General features: G+C 62.2%; 19 protein-coding genes, 2 tRNA genes and 1 pseudogene. 9 read left to right on the top strand and 13 right to left on the bottom strand.

Translation table 11 applies throughout. The features are described 5' to 3' along the window. Window positions 1-11: 11 nt before the first annotated feature. The gene (locus JG747_RS23525; RefSeq protein ID WP_202360139.1) at window positions 12-497 is read left to right on the top strand and encodes a PIN domain-containing protein; all 486 of its coding nucleotides are present in this window, start codon (window positions 12-14) and stop codon (window positions 495-497) included. 153 nt (window positions 498-650) lie between these two features. Here JG747_RS23525 and JG747_RS23520 read toward each other — a convergent pair whose 3' ends face one another. Beyond that, window positions 651-1271, bottom strand: a complete 621-nt coding sequence (locus tag JG747_RS23520; protein WP_202360138.1) for a hypothetical protein — start codon at window positions 1269-1271, stop codon at window positions 651-653. Then, a complete protein-coding gene (locus JG747_RS23515; protein WP_202360137.1) occupies window positions 1268-1471 on the bottom strand; it encodes a helix-turn-helix domain-containing protein in 204 nt (67 codons plus the stop codon). The genes JG747_RS23520 and JG747_RS23515 overlap by 4 nt, the downstream gene beginning before the upstream one ends. Window positions 1472-1693: 222 nt before the next feature. Between JG747_RS23515 and JG747_RS23510 the strand changes: the two genes are divergently transcribed. The 3 genes from JG747_RS23510 to JG747_RS23500 are packed head-to-tail and all read left to right on the top strand — an operon-like array spanning window position 1694 to window position 2455. Then, on the top strand, window positions 1694-1855 hold the full coding sequence (locus tag JG747_RS23510; protein ID WP_202360136.1) for a hypothetical protein: 162 nt from the start codon (window positions 1694-1696) through the stop codon (window positions 1853-1855). Beyond that, entirely contained in the window at window positions 1848-2246 is a 399-nt protein-coding gene (locus JG747_RS23505; protein WP_202360135.1) for a hypothetical protein, read from the top strand. Before JG747_RS23510 ends, JG747_RS23505 begins: the two co-directional genes overlap by 8 nt. Next, window positions 2243-2455: a hypothetical protein gene (locus JG747_RS23500; protein WP_202360134.1), complete on the top strand. Its 213-nt coding sequence runs from the start codon at window positions 2243-2245 to the stop codon at window positions 2453-2455. The genes JG747_RS23505 and JG747_RS23500 overlap by 4 nt, the downstream gene beginning before the upstream one ends. Window positions 2456-2523: 68 nt before the next feature. On the opposite strand, the gene JG747_RS37875 is transcribed toward JG747_RS23500, so the two are convergent. Then, window positions 2524-2913: a Rap1a/Tai family immunity protein gene (locus JG747_RS37875; protein WP_446720597.1), complete on the bottom strand. Its 390-nt coding sequence runs from the start codon at window positions 2911-2913 to the stop codon at window positions 2524-2526. Between the two features lie 170 nt (window positions 2914-3083). After that, a tRNA-Asp gene (locus tag JG747_RS23495) sits at window positions 3084-3160 on the bottom strand. 217 nt (window positions 3161-3377) lie between these two features. Between JG747_RS23495 and JG747_RS23490 the strand changes: the two genes are divergently transcribed. Then, a tRNA-Val gene (locus JG747_RS23490) sits at window positions 3378-3453 on the top strand. A gap of 307 nt (window positions 3454-3760) precedes the next feature. Further along, window positions 3761-3964 carry a hypothetical protein gene (locus JG747_RS23485; RefSeq protein WP_202360133.1) on the top strand — a complete coding sequence of 68 codons (204 nt, stop codon included), beginning with the start codon at window positions 3761-3763 and terminating at the stop codon, window positions 3962-3964. Window positions 3965-4111: 147 nt separating this feature from the next. Here the strand turns inward: JG747_RS23485 and JG747_RS23480 are convergent, their stop codons facing one another. Further along, on the bottom strand, window positions 4112-4321 hold the full coding sequence (locus JG747_RS23480) for a hypothetical protein (RefSeq protein ID WP_019857723.1): 210 nt from the start codon (window positions 4319-4321) through the stop codon (window positions 4112-4114). Between the two features lie 32 nt (window positions 4322-4353). Between JG747_RS23480 and JG747_RS23475 the strand changes: the two genes are divergently transcribed. Further along, complete coding sequence (locus JG747_RS23475) at window positions 4354-4986, top strand: inorganic diphosphatase (RefSeq protein ID WP_244748202.1); 633 nt, start codon at window positions 4354-4356, stop codon at window positions 4984-4986. Window positions 4987-5210: 224 nt separating this feature from the next. Here JG747_RS23475 and JG747_RS23470 read toward each other — a convergent pair whose 3' ends face one another. The 5 genes from JG747_RS23470 to JG747_RS23450 form a co-directional block, all read right to left on the bottom strand. Next, the gene (locus tag JG747_RS23470; RefSeq protein WP_202360132.1) at window positions 5211-5981 is read right to left on the bottom strand and encodes an SDR family NAD(P)-dependent oxidoreductase; all 771 of its coding nucleotides are present in this window, start codon (window positions 5979-5981) and stop codon (window positions 5211-5213) included. A gap of 13 nt (window positions 5982-5994) precedes the next feature. Next, on the bottom strand, window positions 5995-6990 hold the full coding sequence (locus JG747_RS23465; RefSeq protein ID WP_019857727.1) for an ABC transporter permease: 996 nt from the start codon (window positions 6988-6990) through the stop codon (window positions 5995-5997). 115 nt (window positions 6991-7105) lie between these two features. Continuing rightward, window positions 7106-8146, bottom strand: coding sequence for a sugar ABC transporter substrate-binding protein (locus tag JG747_RS23460; RefSeq protein ID WP_019857728.1), 1041 nt, complete (start codon window positions 8144-8146; stop codon window positions 7106-7108). Between the two features lie 40 nt (window positions 8147-8186). Further along, window positions 8187-8951 (bottom strand): ATP-binding cassette domain-containing protein, encoded by a 765-nt coding sequence (locus tag JG747_RS23455; RefSeq protein WP_202360131.1) that lies wholly within the window; start codon window positions 8949-8951, stop codon window positions 8187-8189. Beyond that, window positions 8948-10114 (bottom strand): ROK family transcriptional regulator, encoded by a 1167-nt coding sequence (locus tag JG747_RS23450; RefSeq protein ID WP_064982717.1) that lies wholly within the window; start codon window positions 10112-10114, stop codon window positions 8948-8950. Before JG747_RS23450 ends, JG747_RS23455 begins: the two co-directional genes overlap by 4 nt. 214 nt (window positions 10115-10328) lie before the next feature. On the opposite strand from JG747_RS23450, the pseudogene JG747_RS23445 reads away from it, so the two are divergent. Both JG747_RS23445 and JG747_RS23440 read left to right on the top strand, forming a co-directional pair. Further along, window positions 10329-11507 (top strand): annotated as a pseudogene (locus JG747_RS23445) (M24 family metallopeptidase). Beyond that, on the top strand, window positions 11494-12732 hold the full coding sequence (locus tag JG747_RS23440; RefSeq protein ID WP_202360130.1) for a M20 metallopeptidase family protein: 1239 nt from the start codon (window positions 11494-11496) through the stop codon (window positions 12730-12732). The pseudogene JG747_RS23445 and the gene JG747_RS23440 overlap by 14 nt, the downstream one beginning before the upstream one ends. A gap of 56 nt (window positions 12733-12788) precedes the next feature. On the opposite strand, the gene JG747_RS23435 is transcribed toward JG747_RS23440, so the two are convergent. Genes JG747_RS23435 through JG747_RS23425 form a run of 3 tightly spaced genes read right to left on the bottom strand, consistent with a single transcriptional unit; the run spans window position 12789 to window position 15342 of the window. After that, window positions 12789-13544 carry an ABC transporter permease gene (locus tag JG747_RS23435; protein WP_038646363.1) on the bottom strand — a complete coding sequence of 252 codons (756 nt, stop codon included), beginning with the start codon at window positions 13542-13544 and terminating at the stop codon, window positions 12789-12791. Continuing rightward, on the bottom strand, window positions 13541-14314 hold the full coding sequence (locus JG747_RS23430) for an ABC transporter ATP-binding protein (RefSeq protein ID WP_069091972.1): 774 nt from the start codon (window positions 14312-14314) through the stop codon (window positions 13541-13543). Before JG747_RS23430 ends, JG747_RS23435 begins: the two co-directional genes overlap by 4 nt. Then, on the bottom strand, window positions 14314-15342 hold the full coding sequence (locus JG747_RS23425; protein ID WP_202362345.1) for an ABC transporter substrate-binding protein: 1029 nt from the start codon (window positions 15340-15342) through the stop codon (window positions 14314-14316). The genes JG747_RS23430 and JG747_RS23425 overlap by 1 nt, the downstream gene beginning before the upstream one ends. Window positions 15343-15354 lie beyond the last annotated feature (12 nt).

Raw genomic sequence — 15354 nt, 5'->3', positions numbered from 1 at the left:
GGGACGCTTGTATGTGGATCGCATTGATCCAGCGAGAGGCCGGCCGGTTCGAGGCATGTCAGCATATAATTGAGCGAGCCCAGCGCGGTGAAGTGAAGATCTGGACGTCCGCGTTTACGTTGGCTGAGGTCTATAAGCCTAACAAGGAATCGGACATCTTGTCGGTTTCCAACGATGAGGCGTTTGAAGATTACATCGAACAGGATTTCGTGGTTTCTGTGCAGGTTGACATGGACGTCGGCGTCGCCGCACGCCGCTTGCTCCGAAAGCACCCGTCGATCCGAAAGCCCCAGGACGCAATCCATATTGCAACCGCGCTTTTGAACAACGTGGACGAACTGCACACTTTCGATAGAGGCGACATGCTTGCGCTCAACGAAATGTTGCCCCGCGCCGATGGCAACAGGCTGAAAATTGTGACACCTCAGCCGCCTCCTCATCCCGACGAGGGGACACTTCTAGAGCCGCTGATTCCCCGCAACGGAACCGATAACTGAAGGTCGCTTTGTTAAGTCTCGAAGGGAGCGGCTTGACGATTTCAGCGAGTGAGGGCTTCGACCTGCTCGCCCGGATAGCGTCCGGTGCTTCTCCCCATAAGCAGAGCAGCATCGCGCGCAAGCTTCGCCCCCACAAGGGCGCGCTTGACGATTTCAGCGAACGGGCGGCAGGCGCTCGACAAGCTTGACCCTGTCAAGCCGATAGGGATCGACGACTACTTCGCCCTCGTCGTAGTAGCCTTCGATCTCTCGCCTTAACAGAACAGCCGTTGCGGGTGCGATCGTCTCAAGCAGGACTCCACCGGCCTCTGACTTACGCCAGTGCTCGGCAAAGGTACGGGCGGTCGCGAAATCAGTGCTCCAGGAAAAGCCATAGGTCGCGGATCGCCGTTCCTTGGCGCTGGCGCCGCGATACAAGTGAATTGGTTCACCTTGATGAGCTGGTAGCATTAGGACGCGCAGCGCACCGGCCATAGCCTTCCTGTCGCCAACCATCAGCGGCAACATCTTCGATTCGATCCAGACCGACAAGAATGCATCCCGGATGCCTGGCGCGACACCACGCAAACGAGAAACGCCGATGGCAGCATGCCGCCAGCCGTCGACCGTTTCACCGATCTGATCGACCGCTCGGTAGAAGCCAGCGACATCACTACTCATGCAGGCCGCTGCAAAGGTCTTGCCTGCCTCGATCGCGTCGCGCCGTTCTTTCAGGATTGCTGCGCGGAACTCCCGCTCGGCATCGCCAGCGTCTTGGATGATCCGAAGCGTCATGTCTTCCTCAACCTCACCCCGGCACCACCGCCGTTTTCAGGGATGAACTCGACGCCGGCCGATTCGAGGGCAGCGCGAAGGGCAGCAACAGTCGATTGCTTTGCGTCCGACCCGTTTTCGATGCGAGTCACGGTGTTCGCGGTCACGCCCGCCTTCTCGGCAAGATCCCTAACTCCCCAGCCAAGAGCCGCACGAGCCATGCGCATTTGAATTGGCGTCATTTGTACACTGTACCTATGCAAGTTGACGGAAAGACGTTTGGTCGCTATCTGTTGGTACGTTGTACACTTAGATAGCTACAGGAGCAACCAAATGCCGAACACCCCTGTTCCGGCAGCCGGCGAAGCTATGCCCGCTGCCGATGTAATGCCGATCATCGGACGATTTTCCGGCCGGATCCTGTTTGTCCAGCGGAGGCCGTCATGACCTATGCTGCAATAGCCTTGCTGCTGATCGCAGCGGCCCTGAGAACGCGCCTGGCGCGCGGAAGCCTCGCCTACCTCATCCTGAAGACCTCCAACGTCCTGTACGACGCTGGCGCCCGCGCAATGGCCAACATGGAGGAGGACCGCCGCCATGGTTGAGATCACCCGTCGCGCCGCTCTTGGCGCAATAGCCTCTATTCCCGCCCTCGGAGCCGCCACAGCCGCAGCGCCGCTTCCTGCCACCACGCCACCTGAAACGCCATGTGAGCGCGTCACGCGCCTTGCCAAGGAACTCGCCACAGCAATGGCCGACTGGAATGCCGACATCGGCGGGCAGTGGAAGGCGCACGTCTATGCGGCCGGCTCCAGAGATCACCCGATCGAGTTCGAGAGTCTGGACGAACTCACGCCGGCCGAGATCGCACAGCGACACGCTGACAGGCTGGCCGCATCGCTGAAAGGCATGCACGGCGGCGATTGGCGGACCACAGTCGACCACTCGCACGGCTTTGCCCTGGTTGTGCAACATCGCGAGGGGGTGCAGTCATGAGCACTATGGACGATCTGGAGGCAGACATCAGAAACCTGAAAGTGCTGGTCGATGTGACGACCGGCCTGATGATCGACAGTGATCTCAGCGACCACCAGAAGATGGTTTCCGAGGCTCGACGCTACACGGCACTGATGTGGATCATTCGCGACCTTTCCGAGCAGTTGGTAGTCTCAGTTGAGGCTTGTCACCGGAAGATGATGGACTAGCGCAAGGCCGCCTGAAATCGTAACCGTTGCGCCGCATTTGGCCCGCGGCTTCAGTCGCGGGCTTTTTTTTATTGGGCGCACCGCCACGCTTCAAGTAGGGCTTGGTAGACGAGGATCGGCGCCGCCGACTGTCTATTCTCAGGGTGATCTGAGAGGTACTTGCAAGCGATGTCTGCAGCTTGTTGCGCTACCACTCCGCCAGGGATGCAGATGAACTTTTTGGGAATCACAGGCTGTCCCGTCACTTGGTCCAGTACGCCCACATTTAGATCGACTAAGTCAGCCACTCCGAGGACGTAGCCCTGCGCAAACCCAGGCGAGGAAGCGCACAAGTCATGCAGTTCGTTGCCACTGAAGAAGCCGGCCTCTGCCGAAATTGTCGACGCGGTCACCAGCACTAAGGCCGCCCATAGACTTTTCCCCACACGCAAGCCCCTTTTTCCCCGTGTTGCGTCCATGTCGCGCGCCTTGCCGATAATAGTCGCAGGAAAGGAATGACGCCGCAATTGCAGTAGTAGCGCCAGCGGGGCTTTTTGTCCCGCTGCTTACATGGTGCTTACATGAGATTAGAAGCATCTGACTTTGTCTGGCATTAACCCCTAAAAGCCTAAGCCTTTGAGGTAGTTAATGGCGCGAGTGACGGGGCTCGAACCCGCGACCTCCGGCGTGACAGGCCGGCACTCTAACCAACTGAGCTACACCCGCGCATTGACGAGCACGTGTCAGCCGTGTTCGTCGTTGGGGCGCTGGATAAGGGGTTCGCCACCGGGTGTCAAGCGCACCAAACCATCATAACAACAAACTGGAGAAGGTTTTTTGACAGCCGGCGTTTTGTTCGCAAATCGGGCCTGCGGACAGGGCGTCACCTGTTCATTTGGCCTTGCGAAGCCGGTCCCGACCGCTTAAAGGTCCGCGCCGGAGCGGGCGATTAGCTCAGTTGGTAGAGCGCTTCGTTTACACCGAAGATGTCGGCGGTTCGAGCCCGTCATCGCCCACCATTCCACGTCGTCTTGAAGATGCGATTTGGCCCTTCCTGGAGGCAGGACGATGGGCGCCTGATGCTTCCGAGGATTGAACCTAGATCCGTTTGAAGTCGGTAAGCCCCGCACGTATCCTCTGGCCCTCTGCGAAGGCGAGGGCGAAAGACTTCCAGACAGAATGATCGGGTTGGTTCCTCGTCACCGTCGATCATGCGGACGGACCATTCTCCGCAGGCTTTTCGCAGGTTGCGATTTCGCCGATGGGAACGTTAGCAGGGCTTCGAAGTTTCTTGACCGCTAAGGCGACCTTGCGCGGAGGTGGCGGATGAAGACGACAGTTGGACCGGATACCGTCGACGTGGCCAAGGCGGTCGAAACGATGCTCACGGAGCATGACGGCCCTGCCTTTCTATCGATGGCCGAATTCATCGAAGTGCTTCGTCAAAGGACGGGAACGGACCGTTCTGACGCGGATCTGAAAGCCCTCGTCACAAAGAAGGCGGTTGTGCTTGGTATCGTTATGGAGTGAGGGAGGCCAAGCTCGGCTACGCAGCTTGTGCCCGGATGCTGTTTGCGTATCGGCGCGCCTGCATGAGCCATTTCAGTGCTCTTGTTTGCGCGGCGTACAACCCACAGTCAACGCTGCGCGCAAGATCGATTGAACGAGGCCGGCGCGTTACAGCTTGTTCTGCCGCTTTTCGATAGCATAGGATGTCCAGCGGCAGCACATGCCCGCAATCGATGTGGTGGCGCCACCGAACAGGCATGCGGCAAGCACCGGGTCTTGCGAGGCATTTTTCCAGCTGACCACCGCCAGCAATATGACGCTTACCGTCGAGACCACATAGCCGATACCCTTGAGCGCATGCGGCGAAACCTTGACCATTCACACTCTCCCTTCGCTCCAACGTTGAACATTTGTATCGGCACCGGGTTCCGTTCGTTGGTTGCCACGCGGGAACCTTTTGCCTGTTCGCGCGTGCTACTGCGATCTGGGCGCTGGATGGACGAGCCATGACGAACTTTCTGAAACTCCCGGCGAAGTCGCGGAACCTGTTTCGCGTTGTCGTCGAAACGCCGCGCGGAGCAGCCGCCAAGCTCGCCTACGACCCCAAGACGGGCGTCTTTCAATATTCAAGGCCGCTGCCGGTCGGCAACACATACCCTTATGATTGGGGGTTCGTACCTTCCACCGTCGGGGAAGATGGTGATCCGCTCGACGGGATGGTGATCCACCAGGCCGCTACAGCACCTGGCGTGGTCATCAAATGCGATCTGCTCGGTGCATTGCGGGTGAAGCAGAAGGACCCTGATGGGGCGGTCATCCGCAACGATCGTTATATTTTCTGCCCGCGCAAGGAGGATGCGCCGGACAAGCCCGTGACTGCCGACCATTTGCCGCAGGATTTGCGCCAGGAGATCGAGCAGTTCTTGTTGTCCTCCGTGCTGGGCACGGGCAAGACGATCAAGCTGAAAGGCTGGCAGGACGCCAAGGAGGCTGCCAGGTCTCTCGGCAAGGGCGCGAGGGCTTTTCGGCGCAATCGCAAGTGATGGCCTTGTCTTCCGCGATCACACCATAGGCTGACACGGTCACGCGGTTCACAATACAATTGCAAGCGGTCGATTCCTCCGGGATGTAGCCACTCCAAAAGCCCGCCGCGGGTCGCTCCCGTGGCGGGTTTTTCATTGGTCAGGGGTTGCAGGCCTCAGGGGGCGAGCTTCCTGACGCCTCTACCCGGCGGATCGCTCCTGCGCCGTCCGAAAGACATGGGCGATCAAGGCGGCACCATCCGGAAATCCTTGCCCTCGGGCAGCAATTGCCCGCCGTCGACGACAATGGTCGTCCCGGTGATGTAGCCGGCGTCGTCCGAGGCGAGGAACAGGAACGCGTTGGCGACGTCGCGCGGACTGCCGAGCCGGCCGAGCGGGATCGAATCCTCCATGTTCTTGATATAAGCGGCGCCGCGATGCTGCTGGATGGCTTCGGTCAGGATGTTGCCGGGCTCGACGCCGTTGACGGTAATGCCGTAGCCGGAGAACTCCAGGGCTGCTGCCCGGATGAAGCCGTTGATGCCTGCCTTTGTCGCCGAATAATGGCCGTGGCCGGGGCTTGTGACATGCGGTCCGGTGATGGAGGAGGTGTAGAGCATTCGTCCGGAGCGCTGCGCCTTCATCGGCACCAGGGCTGCGCGAGTGGCATTGAAGGTGCCGCGCAGATTGACGGCCATGACGCGATCCCAGTCGTCGGTGCTGGTGTTCTCGATCAATTGCCAGGGATAGATCCCGGCATTCTGCACGATGATGTCGAGGTGGCCGTAATGGTTCAGCGCCAGTGTCACCGCGGCCTCGGCGTCGCGCATTTGCGAAATGTCGGTGCCGATGAAGGGGACACCGAGCTCGCTGGCGGTCGCTTGCCCGGCCTCGGCCTCGCTGTCGGCCAGCACGAGTCGTGCGCCTTCTTCGGCAAAGCGCAGTGCGGTGCCCTTGCCGATGCCGCGCGCGCTGCCGATGATCAGCGCCACCTTGTCTTTCAATCGTCCAGCCATGCGAGCCGTCCTGTCATGCCAGTCTTTGGCGAATGGTTTGCTTGAATGCGTCGAGCAGCACGGCCGCAAGTACCAGCAGGCCGTGGATGACCTGGGTGAAATTGGCCGGCAGCCCCATCAGATTGATCGCCGTGTTGATGGCCGAGAGCAGCAGCACGCCGGCGTAGACGCCGGGCAGGGTGCCGACGCCGCCCTTCAGGCTGACGCCGCCGATGACGACCGCGGCAAAGGCGTTGAACAACAGGCCAACGCCGAGATTTGCTGTGGCGCCCGAGGTGCGGATCGCCAGCAGCCAGCCGGCAAGGCCGGCGATAGCGCCGGCAAGCACGAAGGCGATGATAAGGTTGCGGTTCACCCGGATGCCGGCGCGGAAGGTCGCCGTCTCGTTACCGCCGATCATCACCAGGTGCCTGCCAAACGGTGTCTTGGCCATGATCAGTGAGAAGACGACGAAACAGGCAATGGCGATCCAGGCGGTGAGCGGCAGGCCGATTAGCCGCTGGATACCGAACCAGCGGATCGCCGGTGCAAGATCCTGCGCCGAGCGGCCGCCCGAAATCACCAGCACCAGGCCGCGCACCCAGATGTAGGACGCCAGAGTTATGATGAACGCGCTCATCTTCACCTTGACGACCAGAAACCCGTTGAAGGCTCCGATCAGGCCGCCCACGGCCAGCGCAAGCAGCAGCGACACCGGAACCATCAGCCATTCCGGATGCAGTTGGACGCCAAGCCCGATTCCGGATGAGCAGAACAGGATGCCGACCGCCATGGCGCTGAGTGCGGCGACGGATTCGACCGACAAATCCATGTGGCCGGCGATGATGACCAGCGCCAGGCCGATCGACATGACGCCGAGCACGCTCGAAGCCTCGATGATGTTGGCGAAGATTCCGAGCTGGAAATAGTTCGGGATGAAGATGGAAAAGACCACCAGCACGAAGACCAGCATGAACCAGACGAGGTTGTCGAGGATGAGCTCCAGGGCATGGCGGGTGCGGGGGTTCATGGGGCTGATCCGACTGGTGCATGGCCCGAAAGAATCAATTCGATCTTCCGAATGGCGCGATTTGCGAAGGATTGGCTCCGGGCCGCGATGGCCCGGAGCGCTCAGTACGACAGGACTACTCGACGGGTTTAATGGCGTCCGTCGGCGGCTTCTGGTTGCCCCAGAAAGCCGGGTTGTCGACATTCTCCTTGGTGATGGCGGCACCGGGGATCTTGATGTTCGGCCCCCAGGCTTCCTTGGTCACGGTCGATTTCAGGCCGATCACGTCATATTCGCCGGGCTTGATCTCTTGCTTCTTGACCACCTTGTCCATGAACATGGCGACGGCGGCGGCCTGCGCGTAGAGCGGCTGCTCGACTTCGACGTTGAGCCAGCCCTTGCGGATCAGGTCGAGGCCGACCGGCGCGCCGTTCGAGCTCATCAGCATGACGTCGCCCGGCTTCTTGCCGGCGGCCTCGAGCGAGGCGACGGCGGCCACCGAGAGGTGCGCGGCATGGCTGAAGATCAGGTCGATGTCGGGGTTGGCCAGCATCTGGTCGGCGACGATGGTGCCGGCGTTGCTGGCTTCCCACTGCATGGCCGGAAGCGAGATGATCTTGACGTCCGGAAACGCCTTCATCTTCTCTTCGAAGCCTTTCTGGATGTCGAGCGTGTAGGGATCGCCTGGATCGCCGAGCACCTGCAGCACCTTGCCCTTCACCGAGCCGTTTTTGGCCTTCAACAGTTTTTCGGCCTGGTCGGCGGCGACATGGCCGATTTCGACCGTTCCGGCGACTGACGTGAAGTCGGATGGTGTCGAAGTGATCTGGCGGTCGAACTCGACCACCGGGATACCGGCGGCACGGGCGGCCTCGATGGACGGTTTCAGCGCGTTGAAGTCGACAGCCGCGAGGATAATGGCCGCCGGCTTTAGTGCGATGACGTCGTTCATCTGCGATTGCTGGGCATCGGTCTTGTTGTCGGCGTTCAGTGACTTGAACTCATAACCGGCCTGCTTGAGGAACAGCTCCAGCGCGGTCACCGAGCCGGTCTGGAATTCATCGAGTAGTGTCGGCACAAGATAGTAGACGACACCCTTGGACTGGGCGAATGCCGGCGTGAGCGTGGCAAAGGCCAGTGCCAGGATGCCGAAGACAGCAAGAAGTATTCGCTTCATGTCGTTGGCTCCCTGTTAAGCCGGACCCCTCTTTTGTCCCTCAGCCCGCCGGTCCGGCACCGGCAAGCGTCTCCCCGGTGATCATGTTGATCACCGCATCGGGACTTGTTTTGTTGCGCGCCACATCGCCGGCCACGACGCCTTGCCGGATCACCACGATCCGGTCGGCGACCTGAAAGGCCTGCTGCATGATGTGGGTGATGATGACGACGCCGATGCCCTGGCTCGCCACCTGGCGGATCATGTCGAGACCGCGCCGCGTCTGCTCGACGCCCAGCGCCGCGAACGGCTCGTCGAGCAGCACCAGCTTGCCGCCCCAGTGCACGAAGCGGTTGAGCTCGATGGCTTGCCGCTGGCCGCCCGAGAGATGCTCGACATTGGTGCGCAGCGACGGAATGCGGGAGCCGGCGCTGGCCAGCGCCTTGGAGACGACGGCTTCCATGGCGCGCTCGTCGAGCACGGGAATGCCGAGCACCTTCCTGGTGATTTCGCGGCCCATGAAGAAATTCGCCACCACGTCGACATTGGTGCAGAGCGACAGGTCCTGGTAGACGGTTTCGATGCCCGCCGCCTTGGCCTCGGCCGGCGACCTCGCGAGAAACTCCTTGCCTTCGAAGAGCATGCGGCCCGAGGTCGGCTCCAGTCCGCCTGATATGATCTTGACCAGCGTGGATTTGCCGGCACCGTTGTCGCCCAGCAACGCCACGACCTCGCCCTTGCCGATGGAAAAGCTGATCCCCTTCAGCGCTTCGATCGCGCCATAGTTCTTGGTGACGTTGTCGAGCACCAGCAGCGGTTCGCTCATGCCGCAACCTCCTTGGCTGTCAGAAGATCGCGGCCGCGTTCGCGCTCGGCGGCGAACATCTGGCCGAAGCGCGGCGACAGGACCCCGGAAACCGCGAGGGCAGCGGCGCCGCGCAGCACCGAATGTTGCCCGCCGCGCGCGACCATCAGCCGGGGCGCGATGCGGTCCTTGCGCGCCGAGACGGAGTTGTGCAGGCCGCCGGTCGAACCGGCCAGCCGTTCCAGCAGGTCGGTGGACGCCAGCCCGCCGAGGATGACCGTTTCGGGGTCGAACAGGTTCTCGATGACGGCGACGGCATTGTGAAAGATCGGCGCGACTTCCGCGATCCAGTCGGGCTCTGTGCCGTTCCAGCGCCGAAGCGCCTCGAGCGAGAGGTATCTTTCGAGGCAACCCCGGTTCCCGCAGGGACAGGCCTCGCCGGCAGGAACGACAGGGATGTGTCCGACCTCGCCGGCATTGCCCCAGGCGCCGCGCTGCACGATGCCGTCATGAACCATGACGCCGCCAAGGCCGACGCCGAAATAGAGGTAGTAATAGTCGGAGAATTGGGCGCCGAGGCCGTAGAGCCGCTCGCCCATGGCGGCGGCCGCCATGTCGGTTTCGAAGAAGGCAGGCAGTCCGGTCGAGGCCGCCAGTCGCTCGCGCAGCGCCACATCCTGCCAGCCAGTCATGGTGGTCGGGCCGACGAAACTCATGGATTCGACGCCGAACGGTCCGGGCAGGGCCAGGCCGACCCCAAGCACCCGACCGCCGGCCCGCAATCCGGTCAATTCAATCACCATCGCACCGATCAGTTCGAAGGCATGGTCGGGCGTCGCGTTCGGGGCCTCGCGGTAGGTGCTCTCGATCACGTCGCCGCTCAGATTGATCAGGGCGGCATCGATGCCGAACGGGGTGATGTGAATACCGACGGCATAGCCTCCCTCGGGATTGATGCGCAGCGTCGCCGGCGGCAGGCCGCGCCCCTTGGGCTCCACGCGCAGGGAGAGGATGTAGCCCTGTTCTTCCAGTTCGCGAACGATGGTCGATACGGTCTGGACGGTAAGCCCGACACGGCTGGCGATCTCGCCGCGGGCGATCGGCCCATGCAGGCGGATAGACTCAAGCACGATGCGACGGTTGTACGGCCGCCCGAACTCCTGATTGGTCCCCCGCAATGCCATGCCTTGCGTCCTCGATTGACGTAAGGTTCGCACCAAAGATTTATTCAGTCAAATGGAATTCAAAAATAAACGAGAGCAACATCCCGCCCAAGAGAGCCGCAAGCCGCACCGGCTTAGGACCTGTTCACCTGCCGCCCTTGGCCGATTGCCGCCATAGCGAAACCGCCTCAATGGTGGCGAGGTTCGCAACCGTCGAAAAATGCATGGAGCAAAAATGATTGAACTGCCGTTTGCCCGCGACGAGTACCAGCAGCGGCTTCGCAAGATCCGCGCCGAGATGGCGAAGCGCGGTCTCGAACTCCTTGTCGTCAACGACGTTGCCAACCAGCACTACATCACCGGCTATGATGGCTGGTCATTCTACACGCCGCAGGTGGTGCTGGTTCCGTTGGAGGAGGTCGAGCCGGTCTGGATCGGCCGCGCCATGGATGCGGCCGGCGGGCTGCTCACGGCTTGGATGAAGCCCGAGAATGTCGTTGGCTTCCCGGAGGATCACGTTCAACGCGCCGATCGCCACCCCATGGACTGGATCGCGAGCTGGATCGTCGCCAAGGGATGGGGAAACAGGCATGTCGGCATCGAGCTGGAAGCCTATTATTTCTCGCCGAAAGGCCATGCCCGGCTCGTCGCCGGACTCCCCAATGCGAAATGGCATGACGCCGATCTGCTGGTGAACTGAATCCGCGCGGTCAAATCGGCGCCCGAAATCGCCTATCTGCGCAAGGCGTCGACCCTGGCCGAAGCGGCCGTCGCGCGGGCCTTCGAGGTGATCGCGCCAGGGGTGCGCGAATGCGACGCCATCGCCTCCATCCAGGCGGCGCAGATCGCCGGCAGCCCGGACTTTGCCGGCGATATCACCGCCCTTCCGCCGACCATCCTCGGCGGCGAGAACGCTTCTGCCCCGCATATAATGTGGAGTGACCGGCGGTTTGGAGACAACGAGACGATTGCACTGGAGCTCGCCGGTGTCTGCCGCCGCTATGCCGCCGGGCTTGCAAGAACGATGCAGCTCGGCAAGACGCCGACGCGGGTTGCGGACACGGCAAAGGCGGTGATCGAAGGCATGGACGCGGTGCTCGATGCGGTGAGGCCGGGAACGACTGCCGAGGCGGTCGAGGCTGCATGGCGCAAGGTCATCCAGCGTTACGGGCTGAAGAAGGAATCGCGCATCGGCTATTCCATAGGTGTCGCCTATCCGCCGGATTGGGGCGAACACACGATCAGCCTGAGACCCGGCGACAAGACGGTGCTTCAACCCGGCAATGTCGTCCACTCCATCCTCGGCATGTGGATGGACGGTTGGGGCATCGAGGTCAGCGAGACCATTTTGGTGACCGAAACCGGCCAAGAAACGCTGACGATGTTCCCGCGAGAGATCCATGTCAAATCCTGAGGGTGTCGTCGTGGCAGCCAGTGCTGAAGGTTCCGGCACGGTCGCTATCGATGCCGGAATTCTCGACCAGATGATGGAGATCCGCCGGCATCTGCACCGCAATCCGGAACTGTCGAACCACGAAGCCAACACGCAGCGTTATCTCAGGCAGATGCTGGCCGGCGAGGGGATATCAGACATTCGCGAAGTCGCGGGCTTTGGCCTCGCGGTCGACTTAGTCGGCACCGGCAAGCCGTCGAACCGGAAGATTGCCATTCGCGCCGACATCGATGCCTTGCCGATCGAAGAAGAGTCCGGCGTCGACTATGCGTCGGCCAATCCCGGTGTGATGCATGCCTGCGGCCACGACGCCCACGCATCGATGGGCTTCGCAGTTGCCGCGCATCTGCATAGATCAAGAGCCGATTTTGGTGGCACCGTGCGCCTGATCTTCCAGCCGGCAGAAGAGGATTCGCCCTCGGGCGGCAAACGCGTGGTGGAGGAGGGGCTGCTCGACGATGTCGACGCCGCGATCTGCCTTCACGTCGATCCGTATACGCCATCCGGCAAGATCGCGGTCCGTTCGGGTCCCTGCACGCTGGCATGCGATACGTTCGACGCCGTCGTAATCGGCGAGGCGGCACATGCGGCAAAGCCCTATGAGGGTATCGATGCTATCGCCGTGGCCTGTTCCATGGTCGGCGAATTGCAGAAGATCGTCTCGCGCGAGATCGACCCTTACGATCCGCTGGTCATTTCCGTCACCGGCATCAATGGCGGCAGCGCCTACAATGTCGTCGCCGGCAAGGTCGCCTTGAAGGGCACCATCCGCAGCGGCAGCGACGCCACCCGCGAGCGGGCCTGGCGGCGCGTTGGCGAAATCCTGGAGGGCATGGCGGCGAGCCACGGGGCCGATGTGGAGCTCACCATCCACAAGGGCGAGCCGGGTGTGGTCAATGACGGCGAGATGGCCGAGCTGATTGCCGCCAGCGGCAAGGCCTGCATCGGCGCCGACAATGTTCTCGATACGCCCGGATGGACCATTGCCGACGATTTTGGCTATTACAGCGAGAGGCGTCCTTCGGTCTATTTCCGGCTCGGCATCCGCAACGAGGCGGTCGGATCGGTCTTTCCGCTTCACCATCCCAAATTTCGCGTCGACGAAGCCGCCTTGAAGGTTGGCGCGGCCACCCTGGTTGCGGCGGCGACCGGATTTCTGTCGGCGCAGCCGGAAAATACCGACTGATCAAAGCGGTCCAAAGTCGGCTCGTGCGAGCCTGCACGAACCGGTTAGATGCCTGCTCAGTATTTGATGACCCGGCGTTCGACCAGCACCACGGCACAGAACAGCACGATCGACAGGCAAGATGACAGCACGATCGCCGCGTAAAGTCGGTCCGACTGGTAATTGAAGCTCGCCTGGATAATCAGCGCGCCGAGGCCCTTGTCCGAGCCGATCCATTCGCCGACGATGGCCCCGATCACCGCCGTCGCCGAGGCGATCCTGAGCGAGGAGAACAGCATCGGCAGTGCGCGGGGCAGGCGCAGGCTCCAGAAAATCTCCGAACGTGTCGCCGACAGCACCCGGAACAGTTCGTGCTCATTGTCGCTGGCCGAATCCAGGCCGCGGATCATGTTCACCAGTGTCGGGAAGAAGCAGATCACCGCGGCGATAACGATCTTCGGCGTCATGCCGAGCCCGAAGATCAGGATGATGATCGGCGACAGTGCCAGGATCGGAATGGTGTTGAAAAACAGCACGATCGGAAAATAGGTGGCCTGCAGGATGCGGTTGTGCACGAACAGGACCGCCAGCAGCACGGCGGCCAGATTGCCGATGACAAAGCCGGCCAGCGCCTCGATCAGCGTCGGCCTCAAATTGTCCATGAGCAGCGCGAAATTTTTCTGGAAGACGCCTGATATGGCTGTCGGCGTCGGCACGATATAGGCCGGGACGCCGAGAAGCGGCAGCAGATACTGCCAGGCGAGCAGCAGCGACGCAGCGCCAAGAACGGGCAGGGCTATCGCCAATTGCGGCGACAGCGGCGCCGGCCTCATGATGCCTGCTCCAGCGCGGCCCGCAGCTCCGCCATGGCGGCGACGATTGCCGGGTCTTCGCGCTTACAACGGTTGCCGTCCTGCTTGAGCGGCCGCATGTCCAGATCCTTGACCAGCCGCCCCGGATTGGCGGCGAGGACAATGACACGCTCGCCGAGATAGGCGGCTTCGGCGATCGAATGGGTGACGAACAGGATCGTCGTTCCCGTGCGCCGCCACAGGTTGAGAAGCTCGTCGTTGAGCCGGTCGCGGGTGATTTCGTCCAGCGCCCCGAACGGTTCGTCCATGAGCAGCAGCTTCGGCTGGCCAAGCAGCGCCCTGGCGATCGCCACACGCTGGCGCTGGCCGCCGGACAGCTGGTGCGGCAGGCGTTCGCCAAAGCCGGCAAGCCCCATCAGCTCTAACAATTCTTCGCTGCGATCCTCGATCTTGCGCGTCAGGCTGCCTTGCCCGACGCCAAGCGGCAGGCGCACATTGTCGCGCACCGTGCGCCAGGGCAGCAGTGTCGAGTCCTGGAAGACAAAGCCGACATCGCGGCGCGAGCGCACCGCATGCGGCGTGTCGCCGAGCACGCTGATCGTGCCGCCGAGCGGGTCGAGCAGGTCGGCGACCACTCTGAGCAAGGTCGACTTGCCGCAGCCGGACGGTCCGAGGATCGACAGGAAGGAGCCGGCCTCGACGCTGAGGTCGAGGCCGGAGAGCACCTTGACGGCCGTCTGGCGGCCGCCATAGCCGACGTCCAGCCGGCTGGCTTCGATCGCGTTCGCCATCAGGCGGCGGGCGCGTCGAGCTTCGGCCGGTCGGCAGCCGAAAGTTCGAGGATCTTGGTGGTGTAGACGTCGGCGGCCTTGGGGCGCCCGTTCGGGTACTGGCCGACCTTGTCGAGCAGCGCCAGCTGCTCTTCGATGGAGGCGAGGTCGAACGTGCCCCAGCCGTCCTTTGCCGTCGCGCCGTCGAACGAGAGCCTCAGCACGAGGTTAACTGTCTTCTCTTCCCAGCCGAGGTCCATTTCGGGATAGGCGGCGACCATCTTCTTCACCGCCTCCTGCGGGTTGGCGTGCACCCAGCCCCAGCCCTTGGCGACCGCGCCGATGAACTTGGCCAGCGTGTCCGGATCCTTTTCGATCGCCGCGTCTGTGGCGAAATAGACATCGGCATAGGAATTCAAGCCGAGATCGCGCACCAGAAGATCGATGCGGTCGTCGCCGACGACGCTGAGCGCCTGCGTGTTGGTGATCCAGCCGCCAATGGCGTCGACATCGCCGCGCACCAGCGGTCCCTTGTCGAAGCCGACATTGATGACGGTGAGGTCGGATGCGCTCATGCCGTTCTTGGCGAGGATCTCGTCCATGACGAAACGCGCCGTCGGCTGGATGCCGATCTTCTTGCCCTTGAGGTCGGCCACGCCCTTGATCGGATTCGAGGCCTTTGAGGTGAGCGCGTAGGGGCCGGTGCGGAATCCGCAAGCGATGATCTTCACCGGCACGCCGCTGGCACGCGCCGCAAACAGTTGGGGCGTTTCGGAGAATTGGCCAAGCTGTGCCGCGCCCGATATCACCGGCGGCACGGTCGAGGCGTTCGGGCCGCCCGGGCTGAATTCCACGTCGAGCCCGGCATCCTTGAAGTAGCCATTGGCGACGGCGACGATGTCGCCGATCTGTCCGTTGGACATCAGCCAGTCATACTGGATGACGACCTTGCCGGCGGCCTTCGCGCCCGGAGTCAGCACCAGCTGCATGCCGCCCGATGCCATGGCAACGGCCGCCAGGCCGGATTTCATGAAGCCGCGGCGGTTCATGTCGTGATTCCC

Origin of the sequence: Mesorhizobium sp. 131-3-5, assembly GCF_016756575.1 — a bacterium.
In the GTDB taxonomy this organism is placed as follows: Bacteria; Pseudomonadota; Alphaproteobacteria; order Rhizobiales; family Rhizobiaceae; genus Mesorhizobium; species Mesorhizobium jarvisii.
Note: the sequence above shows the minus strand (reverse complement) of the source record. Positions and strands in the feature narration are given on the sequence as shown.

What these genes read in the sequence shown, in the direction of transcription:
- JG747_RS23525 (WP_202360139.1), top strand. Translation starts at nt 12, where the DNA reads ATGTGGATCGCATTGATCCAGCGAGAGGCCGGCCGGTTCGAGGCATGT.
- JG747_RS23520 (WP_202360138.1), bottom strand. Translation starts at nt 1,271, where the DNA reads ATGACGCTTCGGATCATCCAAGACGCTGGCGATGCCGAGCGGGAGTTC.
- JG747_RS23515 (WP_202360137.1), bottom strand. Translation starts at nt 1,471, where the DNA reads ATGGCTCGTGCGGCTCTTGGCTGGGGAGTTAGGGATCTTGCCGAGAAG.
- JG747_RS23510 (WP_202360136.1), top strand. Translation starts at nt 1,694, where the DNA reads ATGACCTATGCTGCAATAGCCTTGCTGCTGATCGCAGCGGCCCTGAGA.
- JG747_RS23505 (WP_202360135.1), top strand. Translation starts at nt 1,848, where the DNA reads ATGGTTGAGATCACCCGTCGCGCCGCTCTTGGCGCAATAGCCTCTATT.
- JG747_RS23500 (WP_202360134.1), top strand. Translation starts at nt 2,243, where the DNA reads ATGAGCACTATGGACGATCTGGAGGCAGACATCAGAAACCTGAAAGTG.
- JG747_RS37875 (WP_446720597.1), bottom strand. Translation starts at nt 2,913, where the DNA reads ATGGACGCAACACGGGGAAAAAGGGGCTTGCGTGTGGGGAAAAGTCTA.
- JG747_RS23485 (WP_202360133.1), top strand. Translation starts at nt 3,761, where the DNA reads ATGAAGACGACAGTTGGACCGGATACCGTCGACGTGGCCAAGGCGGTC.
- JG747_RS23480 (WP_019857723.1), bottom strand. Translation starts at nt 4,321, where the DNA reads ATGGTCAAGGTTTCGCCGCATGCGCTCAAGGGTATCGGCTATGTGGTC.
- JG747_RS23470 (WP_202360132.1), bottom strand. Translation starts at nt 5,981, where the DNA reads ATGGCTGGACGATTGAAAGACAAGGTGGCGCTGATCATCGGCAGCGCG.
- JG747_RS23465 (WP_019857727.1), bottom strand. Translation starts at nt 6,990, where the DNA reads ATGAACCCCCGCACCCGCCATGCCCTGGAGCTCATCCTCGACAACCTC.
- JG747_RS23460 (WP_019857728.1), bottom strand. Translation starts at nt 8,146, where the DNA reads ATGAAGCGAATACTTCTTGCTGTCTTCGGCATCCTGGCACTGGCCTTT.
- JG747_RS23455 (WP_202360131.1), bottom strand. Translation starts at nt 8,951, where the DNA reads ATGAGCGAACCGCTGCTGGTGCTCGACAACGTCACCAAGAACTATGGC.
- JG747_RS23450 (WP_064982717.1), bottom strand. Translation starts at nt 10,114, where the DNA reads ATGGCATTGCGGGGGACCAATCAGGAGTTCGGGCGGCCGTACAACCGT.
- JG747_RS23440 (WP_202360130.1), top strand. Translation starts at nt 11,494, where the DNA reads ATGTCAAATCCTGAGGGTGTCGTCGTGGCAGCCAGTGCTGAAGGTTCC.
- JG747_RS23435 (WP_038646363.1), bottom strand. Translation starts at nt 13,544, where the DNA reads ATGAGGCCGGCGCCGCTGTCGCCGCAATTGGCGATAGCCCTGCCCGTT.
- JG747_RS23430 (WP_069091972.1), bottom strand. Translation starts at nt 14,314, where the DNA reads ATGGCGAACGCGATCGAAGCCAGCCGGCTGGACGTCGGCTATGGCGGC.
- JG747_RS23425 (WP_202362345.1), bottom strand. Translation starts at nt 15,342, where the DNA reads ATGAACCGCCGCGGCTTCATGAAATCCGGCCTGGCGGCCGTTGCCATG.